The organism is Paraburkholderia phenoliruptrix (assembly GCF_902859825.1).
Taxonomy (GTDB): Bacteria; Pseudomonadota; Gammaproteobacteria; order Burkholderiales; family Burkholderiaceae; genus Paraburkholderia; species Paraburkholderia phenoliruptrix.
Window position 1 is genome coordinate 1 of the sequence record NZ_CADIKB010000037.1, and the last position, 15,794, is coordinate 15,794.

At 56.9% G+C, this 15,794-nt stretch carries 13 protein-coding genes and 1 pseudogene; 8 read left to right on the forward strand and 6 right to left on the reverse strand.

Going from position 1 to position 15,794, the window contains the following annotated elements:
* Nucleotides 1-684: 684 nt before the first annotated feature.
* A complete protein-coding gene (locus HV711_RS26485; protein WP_051224679.1) occupies nucleotides 685-1,653 on the forward strand; it encodes a helix-turn-helix transcriptional regulator in 969 nt (322 codons plus the stop codon).
* Between the two features lie 89 nt (nucleotides 1,654-1,742).
* Here HV711_RS26485 and HV711_RS26490 read toward each other — a convergent pair whose 3' ends face one another.
* Complete coding sequence (locus HV711_RS26490) at nucleotides 1,743-2,522, reverse strand: alpha/beta fold hydrolase (RefSeq protein WP_175145328.1); 780 nt, start codon at nucleotides 2,520-2,522, stop codon at nucleotides 1,743-1,745.
* A gap of 149 nt (nucleotides 2,523-2,671) precedes the next feature.
* Between HV711_RS26490 and HV711_RS26495 the strand changes: the two genes are divergently transcribed.
* The 4 genes from HV711_RS26495 (at nucleotide 2,672) to HV711_RS26510 (ending at nucleotide 6,665) form a co-directional block, all read left to right on the forward strand.
* Complete coding sequence (locus tag HV711_RS26495; RefSeq protein ID WP_035484011.1) at nucleotides 2,672-3,358, forward strand: hypothetical protein; 687 nt, start codon at nucleotides 2,672-2,674, stop codon at nucleotides 3,356-3,358.
* Nucleotides 3,359-3,427: 69 nt separating this feature from the next.
* On the forward strand, nucleotides 3,428-4,033 hold the full coding sequence (locus tag HV711_RS26500; protein WP_175145330.1) for a hypothetical protein: 606 nt from the start codon (nucleotides 3,428-3,430) through the stop codon (nucleotides 4,031-4,033).
* 207 nt (nucleotides 4,034-4,240) lie between these two features.
* Nucleotides 4,241-5,653: a hypothetical protein gene (locus HV711_RS26505; RefSeq protein WP_175145332.1), complete on the forward strand. Its 1,413-nt coding sequence runs from the start codon at nucleotides 4,241-4,243 to the stop codon at nucleotides 5,651-5,653.
* A 604-nt stretch (nucleotides 5,654-6,257) separates the two neighbouring features.
* The gene (locus HV711_RS26510; protein WP_035484005.1) at nucleotides 6,258-6,665 is read left to right on the forward strand and encodes a DUF6088 family protein; all 408 of its coding nucleotides are present in this window, start codon (nucleotides 6,258-6,260) and stop codon (nucleotides 6,663-6,665) included.
* Between the two features lie 962 nt (nucleotides 6,666-7,627).
* Here the strand turns inward: HV711_RS26510 and HV711_RS26515 are convergent.
* The 5 genes from HV711_RS26515 to HV711_RS26530 all read right to left on the reverse strand — a co-directional run bounded on the left by HV711_RS26515 (nucleotide 7,628) and on the right by HV711_RS26530 (nucleotide 12,794).
* Entirely contained in the window at nucleotides 7,628-8,122 is a 495-nt protein-coding gene (locus tag HV711_RS26515; protein ID WP_244142746.1) for an HAD domain-containing protein, read from the reverse strand.
* Nucleotides 8,123-8,548: 426 nt separating this feature from the next.
* Nucleotides 8,549-9,649: a hypothetical protein gene (locus tag HV711_RS26520; RefSeq protein WP_035484002.1), complete on the reverse strand. Its 1,101-nt coding sequence runs from the start codon at nucleotides 9,647-9,649 to the stop codon at nucleotides 8,549-8,551.
* Complete coding sequence (locus HV711_RS26525) at nucleotides 9,649-10,044, reverse strand: hypothetical protein (protein WP_035483999.1); 396 nt, start codon at nucleotides 10,042-10,044, stop codon at nucleotides 9,649-9,651. Before HV711_RS26525 ends, HV711_RS26520 begins: the two co-directional genes overlap by 1 nt.
* Nucleotides 10,045-10,586: 542 nt before the next feature.
* On the reverse strand, nucleotides 10,587-11,099 hold the full coding sequence (locus tag HV711_RS33605) for a DUF6088 family protein (RefSeq protein ID WP_367648586.1): 513 nt from the start codon (nucleotides 11,097-11,099) through the stop codon (nucleotides 10,587-10,589).
* A gap of 36 nt (nucleotides 11,100-11,135) precedes the next feature.
* Entirely contained in the window at nucleotides 11,136-12,794 is a 1,659-nt protein-coding gene (locus tag HV711_RS26530; protein ID WP_175145336.1) for a metallophosphoesterase family protein, read from the reverse strand.
* Between the two features lie 160 nt (nucleotides 12,795-12,954).
* Between HV711_RS26530 and HV711_RS26535 the strand changes: the two genes are divergently transcribed.
* The 3 genes and pseudogenes from HV711_RS26535 (at nucleotide 12,955) to glyQ (ending at nucleotide 15,793) form a co-directional block, all read left to right on the forward strand.
* A complete protein-coding gene (locus HV711_RS26535; protein WP_082201578.1) occupies nucleotides 12,955-13,428 on the forward strand; it encodes a helix-turn-helix domain-containing protein in 474 nt (157 codons plus the stop codon).
* A gap of 841 nt (nucleotides 13,429-14,269) precedes the next feature.
* Nucleotides 14,270-14,641, forward strand: a pseudogene (locus HV711_RS26540) (glutamate synthase-related protein); the annotation flags it as partial.
* A 144-nt stretch (nucleotides 14,642-14,785) separates the two neighbouring features.
* Nucleotides 14,786-15,793, forward strand: a complete 1,008-nt coding sequence (gene glyQ / locus HV711_RS26545) for a glycine--tRNA ligase subunit alpha (RefSeq protein WP_013587132.1) — start codon at nucleotides 14,786-14,788, stop codon at nucleotides 15,791-15,793.
* The last annotated feature ends 1 nt before the right edge of the window (nucleotide 15,794 follow it).

The window sequence follows — 15,794 nt, forward strand, 5'->3', positions numbered from 1 at the left end:
TCTTTACGTCCGCTGTATCCCGCGCTCTTTGCGGTGAAGTTCAAAAATTCGTTCCCGACGTTCGCGATACAAACATCCCCCGCCGATCCTCAAATAGACCGGGACGTAACAGCACCCCAACGAGATAGCGGAAGTGCGCCTCGACGCTCTTGAATCGCAATAGCAAACCCTGGTCGACCTATCCAACGGATTCGGGCTTTCAGGCGTAGCCGCGAGTCCTCCCGCCATCCCTGTCTCACCAATCACCATTGCCGAAACGCTATCGTCGAGTGGGTGCAGCGGTTATCACCCGGTCTCAGTATGCGCGCTGGTCTTCCGTCAAAGTGTGCGAAGCGTGCCTGAGAACCTGCTTGGACCTCGACCCAAATACTCGAAGCTACGATACAGGACCTCGCCACGGCTATGATGAGTTACGGTTCGGCATGAAGGTGAATGTCGTGCGTCCATAACGAATAACGCGGCAATGACATGGTGAATGCTGAAACCCGACACCGTATCCAAAACATGATTGACGCAGACTGCCCGACCACCCGAGGTGGCAAGCCTATTCATCAGAAGGAATAAGGGCGACAGCGACCACGGCAATTCGCGAGCCCGACTCCCCCGAAGCGTTTAAGAATAGAATGCACTGTGGATGTCTGCTCTCTTGTACCGGAGTATTTACGAAGTTAAATACGGCCCTCTATGGACGAGCTCAACCAATATTTGCTCCGGCTGTACCGAGCATCAAGAGAAGTGTCGCTTGACGATTTCCCGGAACACGCGCTGACACTGTTTAATGAGCTCGTTCCATTCGACTCGGCCCGGTGGGGAACGACCGCCATCGATGAGCGGGGTGCGTCGTACCAAACGCCCTGGTTCTACAGAGACCCACCCGAATCATTGCAGGACTACAACGAGTTCCGTGAGCAGGACACCGCGGCGACTCTTGTACTGGCGAACCCGGACATAACACACAATTTCCCGCTTGCGGAATACTACCCGGCAAGCAGCGGCGGGTTACGTTCATATCAGCGCCGATATCACCATGAGCATGCACTGATTACCGCACACCTGAATGCAGAGACTGGGCTTTACGACGCTCTATCTGCGTACGGCGCCTCAGCAAATCGGCCGTTCACGGAGGCACAGCGACAACTTGCCGAGTTCGTCTTCTCCCACCTGCGCGAAGCATTGCGGATAAATCAATGCCTAAATATTGAGCGCTTCAGGCCGCGTGGAGACGGATATCGATGGGCGATGGCGATATGTGATGCGGGTGGGCGACTGCGTTTTGCGGAGCCGCCCTTCTTTGAATTGCTCATCCAAGAATGGCCGCACGGAGCGCGACAAGTCATTCCCTCCGAACTCACACAAATTGCTTCGAGCAAGCAAACGGCAAAGCTCATTGGTCGCTCAGTTGTCTTCTGCGTCAAAGTTATTCGCAACTCAGCCTTCATCCACGCGCGCCCACGCATGCAAGCAGACGGCCTATCGCGTCGCGAATTGGACGTTGCCCGCCAGGTAGCAGCCGGCCTCACTCATAAGGAGATAGCCAAGGCGTTGAATATTTCGCCCGCGACTGTGCGCCACCATATTCAAGCCGTTCACGACCATCTGGGAGTCCACAACAACGCTGAGTTAACGACCAAACTCCGGAACATTGACATTTGAATACGACATGCAGCCGATGGACCTTTTCACTTCCAACCACAGTTCCATGAAGCAACCGAAATACAGTTACATGTTCTAGATGCCACGCGCTACCTCGTTTTCCACCAAACATCTGCAGCCTTTTCCAGGTGCACGAAATGACCGCTATCGACCACATGGCTAACCGCATTAGGGAAAAATGCCGTCCAAATCCGACTCTCTGAGTCAATGTCCGTGAATGGGTCTCCTTTGCCAAGGACCAGATGCACCGAATCAACCGCGGTCGTTGACATCAGGATAGGCGCCTCAAGCCAGAAATCTTTCACAACAACTTCGAAAGCGTTCAGGTCCACGAGGGGCTGATGTGTCACCAGGTCTACATACCAACGACGACGTTCGCCCGCTCCCGGACTCCAACATAGGTCAATGAAGTTCGCGATGCCAGCCATCGGAGCGACCGCCTTCGCAAATCGCGAACCATCACTACTCCTCCTGAATTCATCTAAAGCGACCAAAAGAGGCCCATACGACTGGTCCTCCAAACCGAGGCGACTTGCGAAGCGAATGAAAGCGTCCCCGATGTCGAAGACCGGCGCAAGAAGCAAGATTTTCCCAAGCCGATTTGGGAGACGCATCGCAAGCCGTAGGGCTAGATGCGCGCCGAACGAATGGGCGACGATGTTAACCGGTTGTGAATATACGCGTGCGAGCCGCTCGAACTCCTCTTGCGCCGCATCTACAAGCGCTGCAAACGGATTTGCAAAAAGAACTACGGACCGCGGCTGGTCCCACCAGTAAATCGGTAGCGCTCGCCCGTAAAGGGCTCGTTCAGCAATCGCTGACAATCCCGGACCACCGTGAAGGAAGAGCGTCGGCGCATCACTGTCCATAGTCTCCTCCATGGGCGCGTCGTGATATTGCACCAGCGTAATCGCTCGCCGTTAGCCGGTAACTGGTGCATTTGCACCATTGGGTCGAGCGACGCCATCTTCTACCATCTGTGCATGGCTCACAGGTAATTCTCGCGAAAGGCGCGGCCATGAAGATTCCAACATTGCCTCTCAGGCGATTCACGGTGATGGCCTGCATTGCCTGCGGACTGATTGGCGTATCAATCCAACTCGCCTCGTCTGATGAGCTCGACTCGACCATGTCCCAGGTACTGAATGCCGTAATAGGCGATTCTCCGACTAGTGCGGACAAAGCCGCGCTCCAGAGCGAGCTGCAATCCGTGCAGCAGCAGGCCGCCTCTTCCTCGGGTGACGGCTCCGGAACCTCAACGGGCTCAACAGCCGCCATTGCGGCTCGTACCGACGGCATCACACTGAAGAGCTGTCAAGGCAATCTTCGATATCTCGACGCTCAGTTACCCAGATTCACTGACCCTACGCTGATGAGTCTTCGAGACCAGATTCTTATCCAGAGCGTCCCCGAATACATGCAGAACGTAAAGGCGCAGGGTTATGACATGCCTCACGCACTCGCAGAGCTACACGACGAGGAAGCCTCTGCCGACAGGAGTTCAGAAGAAGGAAAACAATGCGCAATTGCAACATCCGTCGGAGACAGTGCGGACGCGCCATGGAAAAACTGGAACTCATCCAACACCCATGCGCTTCAGTGCGGAGGCGTCCGTGCCTCCTGTATGTGCGCCTACGTAGCGGGCCGGTACACGTCAATCGCCCTGCACGCGATGGAAGCTCAGATTTCGACCTGTTGGAACTAGGAGCTCATCGTGAGACCTCAGTCCTCGATTCTGCTTGTGTGCGTGCTACTGTCTGGTTGCCTATCGTCAGTGAGTAGCGACTACGTCACCTTCAAGAAAGTCCAACCTGCAGCGACGCAAAAAGTCGTTCAATGCCAGGCCGGTCTCGTTCTCGACTCTTTTCAGGTCAACTCGAGAGTAGCAATAGCTGCTGTTTCGCCCAAGTTGCTCACTGGGTACGGAACGCCCATTGCGATTGTTATAGTAAACCGGAGCAAGAAGCCATTTATGGTCGATGAGCAAGACATCTCCCTGCGGCAGGACGGTGGAAAACCCGTTCTTGTTACCAGTGACCGGGCTAACACCATCGACAACCACTACACGCAATCACACGTCAGTGCCGGCATGGTGATGGCGCTGTTAGGGGGAGCACTCCTTGCGGTAGCCCATACAATCGACTCAGCCAGTGTCAACTCCATAGCAGACCCTCTCACCAAGGATGTCGACAGCGCAAACAAGACAGCAAGGGACAGACAGGCTGCATTCATGAGAGCACGGTTTCGAGGGGAATACCTGTCGCCGGGCGAAGCAACAGCGGGCTATATCGTGGTGGAAAACGTGAAAGCCGCACCTCTGGTCATTGCCATCAAAGTCGGCAACGAAGTTCACCAGTTCACCCTTCTTACGGAAGGTTAACCACGCATCGCCTGCTAGTCATGCGCTTATACGTGCGGCCACAGCCACCTTCACGGCTGTAGTTTTCAACGGACCATCCTGATGAACCGTTAGTGCCTTTATTCTTCATCAATTTGAATCAATAAATTCGGATTACTTATTACATACATGCAAAAACAAACCGCTCAACCGGAAGTATCTACGGCGTCATGCGCCTGGAGAACAGAGATGAACACGACGACCCCGTACAAACTGAATCGCAGGTCATTCCTTTTGCTATCGGGAGGACTTGCACTGTCTCGAATGTTGACTGCTTGCGGCGGTGGTGGCGGGAGTGGGGACCCAGGTTCTGGCGCCTCGGCTTCTGCTCCCACCGCACAAGCGGCACAGAGTGCAACTCCCTTGTCTACCGTGCAGGTTTCCATACCAACCATCCAACCTGGCGATACGTTTCAGGCAAGCTGGAGTGATATCACCAAATCCGTCATCCCATTCATCGCCGGAACTGATACAGCTCTCGTCCCTGTTCCAGTCTTCATGACCTCAAGGTCGGTGTGGACTGGAGGCGCACAAACATTAACGGTCACCCGTACCCGTGGGCAAGCTCAGTCGGTTGTCGCGACAATTCCCGTAAACGTGTCTGCACTCCAGCCAAGCCCCTATCCTCCCGGGACCATGGTGCGAGCGGCAGGCGGACTTCAGGAGCGGCTCAAAGAAACCGCTGCACCCGTTGTGCTACCAAAGACCGGACCGGCTTACGTTACCAACACTAAATTCGTGTTCGGCCCTGCTGGATTTGGCTCAATCGGTCTTACTTCCGACCAGTTGGCCATTCTGGAAGCCTACCTATATGCCGCATTTAACGCGGCCGGCATCGCCAACCTGGGCGTAGCACAAACAACAGTTGCATCACAAATTACCGCTGCGTCCCAGATTACCGCTGTGGCCAAACCTGAGTTGTCGAATGTAGCATCAGTTGACCTTGACATAAAAGGCATTGCCAGCAATCTCGCTACCGATGCTCGGGATGGCGCAACAAAACTTCTGAAATTTGGAGGCGCGGCCCTGATTGCCGGAGAAGTCCTGTCAGTTACTCCACTGATTGCTGTCGGTGCTGCCGCTGTTGGCGTAGGTCTGCTGTACGGCATTGCCGAGGGCATGATTCTGGATAACGCCACCCGTTTTGGTGGTTTGGACTCCGATACACAACTGGACTGGACAGACACGGTCAAATTTTACACAGCCAATGTCACGTCAAAATTTTTGGGCGATTCCATTACAGAGTACACGGACATAGCAGGTTCCAATGTTCAGAACCGCGTATTGGGTTTCCTAACCGACATGGGCAAGATGGAGTTGACCGACGCTCTTGGAACTGCGTTTGCCACAGCAACCAGCAAACTTGGAGAAATCGCAGACGACTACCTGCCGATTACTTACTCTGACGATTGGCTCAAGACTGACTCGTCGGCGGTAACAGCAGGAACTACGTCACTTTCGAATACGGCAGATATCCAGTCTTCCGACCCATGGGGCGTGGCCGCAGCGGATGCCGCAGCTACGAGCGGAAACGGTAACGGAAGCGACACACAGGATTGCGTCTTGAATCCGTCTCCCGGGATTGCCTGGGCATGTCACTGACTCCCTCGGCGTTTCATAAGAGGCTGACTTACCTACTTGCGTTGCACTGGTGAGCCTGTACCGAGACGTCTTAAAGACATTCTAGACAAATGCCTATCGCGAAGATGAGCCCCTTCCAGAGAGAGCGGCGACAACCTGTTGCCCTATCAAAATGTGAATAGCATGGAGGCTGAGATGTTTAAAATCGCACTTGGAGTAGCTTCGTTGACAATGGTTCTGATTTCTGGACTTACGATTCCCCAAGAATCAACTGCACAAGTTTGCGCAGAGACCAACTGCATCAGTCTCGTTGGGCGGCACGAGGAACGACAGCAAGGTGGACAGGTTAACTATGTCCTGACCTTCCACAATAGGTGCGACGTCCCCGTAAGTGTTCGCGCTTACCGCAACGCGAGAAGTATGCCCGGTGACGACGGTGTCTCGGGAACTGGAATTCCTCCAGGTAGTGATGGCGACCTCAATTGCGTGGACTATCCAAACGGAACTGGATGCCACGGATTTAGTCGCTGGAAAGTAGAGTGCTATTAAACCCGATTCTAACGCAACGCATACGCTATGCTGTTGATGCAAACGCGTATGCGTTGAGAACCCGGCAAAGAAACAAATGACACTTGAAGACCGCATCGTTCTCTCTATCAAACGACGGAAGAGCGTTGTCGTTTTGCGTTCCGAGGTCGCCTCGCTTGGTAGCAGCGCTCAAGTCGGTCGGGTACTTGCGAAACTCGTTGCCAACGGAACGCTCGTGCGTGTCAGCCAAGGGGTGTACGCTAAAACGCGCCTAAATAAATTTACGAAGGCACTGGTACCAGCAGCGCCTTTCGAAGTGATTGCCGCGGAGACGTTTCGAAAACTGCGAATTGAAGTGCAGCCCGGGCGACTCGCGCGTGAATACAACGCTGGGCGCAGTACGCAGGTTCCAATGGACAGCGTGGTCAGTACGGGAGCACGCCGGATACGCAGAAAAATCCAGGTCGGAACCAAAACGGTGAAGTACGAGAAAAATAGCGAATGAGTCGATGTCTGAAAAATCGATATTTGGTACTCCGAAAGTAGATACAAGAAAAGCTGTACAGCGTAAGCCGTGCAGCCCTTCTCACGCGCGACAAACTGGCGCTGCTACCTGCCGGCACACTGCTTGTCGTCCAGCCTTAAGAGGCTTGAACACAACAACCACGGCCACGTGTTTTCTGTACAGCACACAGGCTGTATGCACGCACGTGCCATCCCGGAAACACCAAGCGTGACAAGGCTTTCGCGGTACTGCACTTCCCGCAAAAAGTACAGCACATTTGGGGCCAGAGTACCCCGTGGAGTTCTCAAAAGCGATGAGAAAGTGTGAGAAAGCACGGCGCAAGTATCACAAGTCGTCTGGGCTGACTGTCGGTGCACACTTGCCGAAATGACCCGACACATCGCTATTTCCGGCTGCGAAGCAGTCGCCCCAGCATGTACCCAGCTAGCGCAGCGCATGCCGGCACGGCCAGCAGCATCCAATTTTCGCGCACGAAGGTCACGGCGTTCCCCATAGCGGCCTCCGCGACGTGCTATGACCACAGGTCTAAGCGCGCGTTGAACAGCGCCACGGCGGCGGCATGTTTGTGCCGAGCATTCAGAACTCCCTCGATTTCGGCTTCCGTCGCAGTTTTTCCCCAAATAACCAAAACTAACGCGGGGTCGTCCGCACGATGGCGCACGAAACTTTGAAGCTGCCCAAGCAGTTGGTCGGCCGATTCCGACCACGCAAAAAGTTCACGACGCCCACTACTGGGCCACGGTTCGACTGTCACACGCGACAATATTTGCCTCCAATTGCTTTGTGAACACACTCCGCAAGAGCAATCGCGTCGCTTGCCGACATAGGCAGCGGCTCAAGCGGCGCCACGTGCTGAACCCAGTGAGCCAGCACGCTCACAAGCACCTTGTCCGGCCGGCTCAGCTCGAGCGACTCCAGCGATTCCTCGTGCGCGTCTCGTATCAGGCCTTCGTATTGCACATGCGCTCTAGTTTTGTTTTCAATTCCGCGAGCACTGTAGGCTCGCTTATCCCAAGCACTGGGTCCGTGCGGACAAGGTCGTCGCGGCACCACGCAGGCCAATGCAGCCAATCATCATCCAAAGCCAACCACGCGACCGGCCTCCGGCGCAGGACATCCGCCCAGATTTGCATGCCGCGTGGTGCAGCGGAAAACGTTTCGGCGTCCATATAGCTGTGATACGTGGCACCAACAACTCGTGTCTGCAAACCCGGTGTCAGTCTGCGCGACACACGAACAATGCTTCCTCGGTATCGCCGTACCCATGCTGTCGACAAGATGATGTTCAGTTCTGGGTACGGTTCCAGCGCCTCTTCGAGCAATTGGGAGTTCTCAAAAAGGCTGTGACCCGGTGCGTCCAGCAGAACGGGGCCACGCTTGTGAAGCAGATAAACGGATTCAGGGTGCAAAACACCGTCGTAATCCAGATAGAGCACGCGGCCGCCTGTGCGTCGCGGGGGCGGTATTTCGAAACTCAGAGCGTGAATTCCTGTCAGCATCGCACCGGGACTCCCAGTTCTTGCTGCTCGCAGACCTTTTCGCATTTCGGCTGGCTGACCACGTAACATTTGCGAGGCATTTGGTGCTCAGGAGTACAAGCCTGCTTCCTGCGAAACGCGCGCCTGTTCGCGCAGCGCCCTGCGCGCAATCCTTTTGCGCTTGCGACGATGGGCCTCGGCTTTTCGCGCAGCAGATACCGGTAACCGCCGATAACGAGCGCTGGCCGCAAAACGTGCTTGTGCAGCAATTTCCGCACGATGTAGGCATGGCTGACGTTGGCTGCGCCAACTCCGTAGAGACGTATGCATTTGCAGTGCCCGCAACGTGACTGCAAAGGTTTGGGGTATGAGCGCGAACAATGGTCAGCGCTTCCGAAGATAAGCGACAACTTTTTTGGCGACATCAACGACGCATCTATGTTTGCTAATAAGTGCGATTCTCGATTCCCTTGCGGGACCCGACGCAAATGCTGCATGTACGCGAATGAAGCCGCCGTTTGCGAGGATATGCACGCGAGCTTCCGGGACCGGTTGTGAGTAGCCCGCAGACTGTCGCTCGATAAACACGGTGAACGTTCGAACTCCGGGGTATGGTCCGAGCGGCCACGAGTATCCGTGCGAGTGAAGGGCCTCGGAAGCGCGTTCCCACAGGGGCTTACGCGGGTCAATCTCCGCAATCGCCGTGAACAGCGGCTCGACACCATCAGGCTCACTCTCGTGCTCACCCTCGTAAAGTCTGACGGCAGTCCGCGAATACTGCGCCGCCCACGCCTTGGCCAATTCACAAAGCCGCTTGTAATCACGGTCATCAGCGAGCATTTGAAGCGGACTCTTTGCGCCCAAGGCACCGTGCGGCGTGGACAGAAAATCGAGACGGCTGCCTTGAGGCGCGGGGACAATGATTCTGCAGATTGCCTGCAGGCGTTTGCAGTTCAGTCGTGGGTCGGCCAGCACCGCAGGGAAATAGGCGGTGCCATCGACATCAAGGCTGAAGATGCTGCCGTCATCGAGCATGTGCGCGAAACGCTTTTTGTTGACACCAAGGCGAGCATGGAATTCATCTGCCGGAAGGAGTTGACCGTTCGCGACCATCTGACGCCGTGCTTGCAAAGCTTGCTCACGAATACTGTCTTCGAGAGATACGGCGTCGGACCGCATCCTCGAGTCCTCTTGGAGCCGTGCCTCGATGCTTCCTGACTGCGGCGACAAAATGACCACTCGCTCGAGCCAGTTGTCATCGGTTGCGGCGTCCCAGCCCATCGGGCAGCCGTCGCTCGCAGGATGATGAATAACTTTGGTAGTACCATCGGCCTCGCGATGACGCTCGCAGGTCCATGGTTCTGCAATCAAGACGACGTCGACGAGTTCTTCGGTCTCCGCGAAGTCGGCATAGCGTGGAAACAATAAAACGACTGCGTCCGGGTCAGCGTCTTTAAGGCGCGTGAGCAATTCAGCGACTTTCATCACCACCCCTTCGCAATCAGCTGCTTCACAACCTGCAGTACTATCGTCGCCGCGTCGTCATGCGGGTCAACGTGGACGCTCTCCACGCCCACGCACTCACCATGCTCAAGCAACACGCTCGCATTCGTTCGTCTGTTTCGTGCAACAAAATTGATGCGCGCGACAAGCTCGATACCACTGCGCCGCGAGCGCTTGACCAACACAGTGAAACAATCGCTCGGCGGCGCTGGCGTGCTGTACCTGTCGAGACACACCTCCAAAACTTTGCACGCCTCCTCAAGAAGGCTTAACCGTTGCCCATCATGGCGCACGACACAACCCTCAAGCTCGCAGAGAGGCTCATGTAAAGGAATGCCACCCGAGCCCTCTCTGTCGTAAATTGCGATTGTCAGCATGGCCCTTCCGGCGAACGATATTTGAAAACAGACTTCCTTTTGCTTCGGCCATTGGCAGGGCAATGCACCTCTTCCTCGCGCTGGATGCTCAAAGACCCGGACGCGCTAACGCAGCCTCCAGCACGCGACGAGAAGCGGTGACCACGTCATCGCCAATGACGTAGTGGCATGGCGGAAGCCGCTGGACCGACTGACCCGTTTGTACGGTGGCGAAAGCGAACCTGCCCTCACATCGAACGTCAATTCGAAAGGTGACCACTGCGCGAAGGTCCGTCGTCGCATAGCCAGACGTCTCGTGAACAAAAATCGTGAATTGCGCGGCGACTGGATATGGACCGGGCGGAGTCGGGTGCGCGAGGGCGAGTATCGCCCGCTGCCACGTCGAACCGCGCGATTCGATTGAGCTGCCATCACACACTACGAACAAGGTGTCGGCACTGCAGTCACCCAGGTACACAGCGACGTCTGTCTGCAGGGAGGTGGTGCCTGGCGACAAGCCTGAAGCTCCGCTCATTGCCCATCCTCTCGTCTGTAGGTTCGGGTCACAGCGTGTCCTTACCAACGCGCTCGTACAAGACTCTCCTGCTACCAACCTGAATCCGCCGGGTGATACGTCGTGGGCCAGTTGTTACCACTGCCACCATCGGTATCTGCGTGGACGTACCACCGTTGTACTCTCTCGCGAGCTTTCCCGGACCGACGGAAATGCCCAGCTTTTTGAAAGCCTCCGCAGCTATGGCCTCAAAAGGGGCTGCCGGCAGTAGCGTTCCAGTGAACCGATTCATCCGCGTCTTCGCGTAAATGCCTTGGCCCACTCGTATCAGTTGTCCAGTCGCGACCAGCCGTGCCAGAACGCGCGTCAGTTGCGAGGGTCCGCCGAGATGCGATAGCTCGGAACGGAGAATCACGACACCAACTCGGGTGCGTATTGAGCGCATGACTCTGTCCTCAAGTCGTGACTTCCGTGCGGCGACCACGCCATCCTCCTCAGCGCCAAGTGAAGACCATCGCAACGTGGTTTCGTCTCCATCGTCCGATTGGCATGTCGTGCTCATGACCGTATTGTCCACGACCGACGCCTCCCCCGTAGCCTACGAAGTAACGGCGAGACGGTCGGCGTAGTCGAGCGCGTCAAGCAAAGTAGACAAATCGAGAAGCCTCGGACCACCCTGCGGAAATTCTCCGACCCGGGTCAGGCGCGTGATAAACGGCCACTCCTCGTCGCGTTTGAACATCTCTCTGAGATGCTTCCGAAGCTGTTCAACTTCCACCTCTTGGCATCGGACATGGATGTCGAGATACTCACATACCTTCGTCATCCTAATCGCATGGACCGGCGGAGCCACTGCACGCGCCTCGATTCCACGCGCCTCCAGTTCCCGCAAAATTGCGGCAGCACGCTTGGCCCATTGGCTGAGCGTCCGGGCTGCCTCTCCCGCTATTCCACGCACCGAATCGATGTGCGTCTCCATCCTGTTGAGCAGCTCGTAATAGTCGAAACCGGAATCTCGGGAATCCTTGGCGGGATAGCCAGGTGGCACTGCATAGTCTATGCGTGTTGTGAGGAGCAACGACTGGAGGTGGTCTGCCGGCTGGTAGATTTGACGCTCCAATTCGGCCGCCGCGCTGACCGCTCTCGTGAACAGCTGCATCTCATCGTGAATAGTCCGGCGCACGCACATTCGCAAAGTTGAGCTTCGCGTCATTGTGTGCGGAACAATGGCGTCCACATTCTTATGCACTTGTCTCATCGCTTCGACGATGGTTGCCGCTTGGCTAGAAAGCGGCGCACGTAGTCCGTCTTCGAGGTTGATTACCGGGCTCAAGATGGGCTTCCGTTCGCTTTGCACCCGCCTTCGACGGTCCTTTCCCATCGCCGCCTCGCTCAGCGCCTTGTCCAGCCGTTCGCCAACCTCTAGGGCCGCGTCTTCGTCTGCAAAGCCGCCGAAGACGCGCGTTCCTTCGATAGCCACGTCTGTCGTTGTGTCGGTCTGCCCGTGCAGCCAATGGTCAACCGCGCCCGGATACTGACGAAGCAATGCGCGGACGCTACTTTGCACGGCCCCACCCGCGGCTGCATTTGGCGACCGTAACTCTGGCGCAAAGTGCGTCACGACGACCGTTGGTCCCTCGAACCGTTGTCGCAGCTCGTTGGCAAGCCAGGCAATGGCCCGACGATTCTCTATGAGAGCGAACGCACGACGAGCCGAATCCGCCGATGCCTTTGAGCCACCAGTGACAGATTCCCATTGATGCGCAAATGCAATCGCACTAGCCTGCTCTGCATTCATAGCGTCGCTCAGCCAGGCCGCCGTATCGACTTCGGAAAGCACCAAGTCAACGTCATGTGTCCAATCTCTCGCGCTGAGCCCGGCACTCTCGGGCGACGACCAGAATGTGCAGCCAAGATAGCGGACGCCATCTAAAACGACCGTATCCCGGTCGAGTATGTAGACCGCTGTGCCGGAGGCAGCCTGCTTGCCAGACGCCACCACCTGTGAGCAGTCGCGGCCGCGGCATTCGTCCAGACCGGCTACGTAGAGCACGGGCATACCGAGCGTAGAAAGTGCGCTCACCGCCTTGACGACATCTGGCAGGCCGCCCGGCACCACAAGCACATCGCACTTGCCTACGCCTTCTAAAGCGCGGACGCGCTCTTCGGGGTTTCCGCCGCCGAGCAACTGAACTCGCGGAAAAGGCCGGTCGCGAAACAGCTTCCACGTGCTGCCCGCGGGATTGTCTAAAGTCAAAAGCCACCTCGATTGGACGCGATGTGCGAGCCGTTGCAGCCCGCCTAAAACTGATAGAACGGAGTGTAGGCGTTTACGTTGTACATGTAAATGTCTACAATTTAAATGTAGAACATTTATCTGCTGTAGACATTTACGTTGTCGTCATCAAAATGGCGGCATGAAAAAATCTAGTGAGCCCGTGACCCTGCGAGAACGTTTCGCAAGAAACCTGAGGGCCTATCGCCTTGAGCTGGGGATGACGCAGGAGGAGCTCGGCACTTACATTGACGCCGACCGTACGGCCATCAGCCGTCTGGAACGAACATTCGGCAACCCGACATTGGAACGCGCAGAGGCGCTCGCGAGCGCACTGAGCATCGATGTTCGTGTTTTGATGACTTTCTCTGGCAAGGGTGAAATCGAGCGACGCCCGCCGACCGGCGATGTCACGAGCGCCGCTGTTGGCGCTAAGGTTGCAAGATTGCGAGAAAAAATGGGGCTCACACAGAAACAGCTTGGGGAGCTCGCGGGGGTTGACCGCAATTTCATCTCAAGGGTTGAAGCACCACACGGCCGCACCACGCCCCTTGAGCTTGCGACGCTCGAGAAGCTCGCAGCGGCATTTGGAATCCATCCTGTCGAGCTGCTTTAGGCCCAGGACACTCGCGCTTATCCGTTGTTCAACCACGTTTGGACTGCGTCCTGTCGCCAACGGAGAAGTTCGCGGTCGTACAACTGAGCGCGGGGTGGCAGGAGCCAGGGGCGGTGTTTTGCTTGCAGAACTACAGTGTGAATTGACAGATTAAGCAGTTCGGCCAGTTCCTGAGCATCAAGGTATGTGGGGCCTTGATTTGCATCGAACGAGGTCATAGAGCGTTTACAGCAATTGATTTAAATGCCTCCACGAGACCCAATTTCGGGAGTTTCTTCAGCGTTCCGAACAGTCAAGTCTGTTGCGCGTGCGCCACTCAACGACAGCATCGCAGCAGCGATAGAGAAGACAAAGAGGCCGACGAGCGGCTTGTCGCCGCCATCGTTTTGCATGTGCGAGGGTTTGGGGGCTTCTGACCGGAATCTCCGAACTTCTGCGGACCCGATGCCATCCACATCTCGCACATGCCTTCGGAGCCGATGGATATCTGTTAGTGCCGGGCGGCCTGCTACCACCTTTGCTTCTCGACGGACTCTCTGGAACGCAACTGACCGATGCCTTGAACGCCTACGTTCGGAGGGCCAAGACTGATGCGAGCGATGCCGCTTTGGTAACGTTGCACGGGATTGTGGCAGCCCGGTGAGCCGGGGAGAGCTCCACCGCCAACCAAGTCAGCGTACTGCGCGACCAGCACGCCGCAAGGCTCGTTCCTTTTCCGCTCGTCCGAACTCTCCCGTGCGAGTACCGCCGAACAAGCGTGGTAATAGTTAGCCAACTATTACGAAACCCCGTACTCACTCACATCGAGCGCAATAGTTGGTTTTTGGGGGCCATATCCTTCGGCTGCATCCAGGCGCAAACCTGCCACACCGGGCGCTGCCCGACCGGCGTCGCGACGCAAGACCCGGTGCGCCAGCGTGCGCTTGTCGTGCCGGACAAGGCCGACCGCGTCTTCAACTTCCACCACAACACGCTGCATGCGCTGAAGGAGATCGTTCAGGCTGCCGGTCTCAAGCATCCCGCGGAGCTGCGCGCGCATCACATCGTGCGACGTGTGTCGTCGCATGAGGTGCAGCTGATGTCCGAGCTGCTGAAGTATCTCGAGCCCAACGATCTTCTCAATGGGAATTATCGTTACTCGCTGTACGAGAAATGGTGGCCGGTTGCGCAAAGCGATTCGTTTTCGCCGAAGGTGGAGTTGGCGGTGGCCTGAAGCACTCGGCAAGGACAACCGCTCCCTTCCCAAAACGGACACCCCCCCGCCTTTCCGTTAAAATCTCGGGTTTAGCACTTTGCTCCACGGTCGCCCCGCGTGCCTTCGCGCCCGCGGCGCGGCCTCATGCCCGAAAGGCACTTCATGCTCACGTTTCAGCAAATCATCCTGACACTGCAGTCCTATTGGGACAAGCAGGGTTGCGCGTTGCTCCAGCCGATCGACATGGAAGTCGGCGCGGGCACCTCGCACGTCCACACTTTCCTGCGCGCGGTCGGCCCGGAGCCGTGGCGCGCGGCCTACGTGCAGCCGTCGCGCCGCCCGAAGGACGGCCGCTACGGCGAAAATCCGAACCGTCTGCAGCACTACTATCAGTACCAGGTGGTGCTGAAGCCGGCGCCGGAAAACATCCTCGATCTGTACCTCGGCTCGCTGGAAGCCCTCGGCTTCGACCTGAAGCAGAACGACGTGCGTTTCGTCGAAGACGACTGGGAAAATCCCACGCTCGGCGCCTGGGGTCTCGGCTGGGAAGTGTGGCTGAACGGCATGGAAGTGACCCAGTTCACCTACTTCCAGCAGGTCGGCGGTCTCGACTGCAAACCGGTGCTCGGCGAAATCACCTACGGGCTCGAGCGCCTCGCCATGTATCTGCAGAAGGTCGAAAACGTCTACGACCTCGTCTGGACCGAGTGGGAAGAGCAAGGCCCGAACGGCCCGGAAATGCGCCGTCTCACCTACGGCGACGTGTACCACCAGAACGAAGTCGAACAGTCCACGTACAACTTCGAGCACGCGAACGTCGATCTGCTGTTCTCGTTCTTCAACAGCTACGAGGCCGAAGCGAAGCGCATGATCGAAGCGCAGATCGCCCTGCCCGCGTATGAACTCGTGCTGAAGGCCGGCCACACGTTCAATCTGCTCGACGCGCGCGGCGCGATTTCGGTGACGGAGCGCGCGGCGTACATCGGCCGGATTCGCGCGCTGTCGCGTCTCGTCGCGCAGGCTTATTACGATTCACGCGAAAAGCTCGGCTTCCCGATGCTCGGCAATCCGGTGCACGGCGTGCCCGGCCTCACCACCGACGAGCAGGACGCCGCCAAGCCCGCGTGGGCGCCGCCGCTGAAAGTCGAACGCAAGATCGACCAGGACTGAC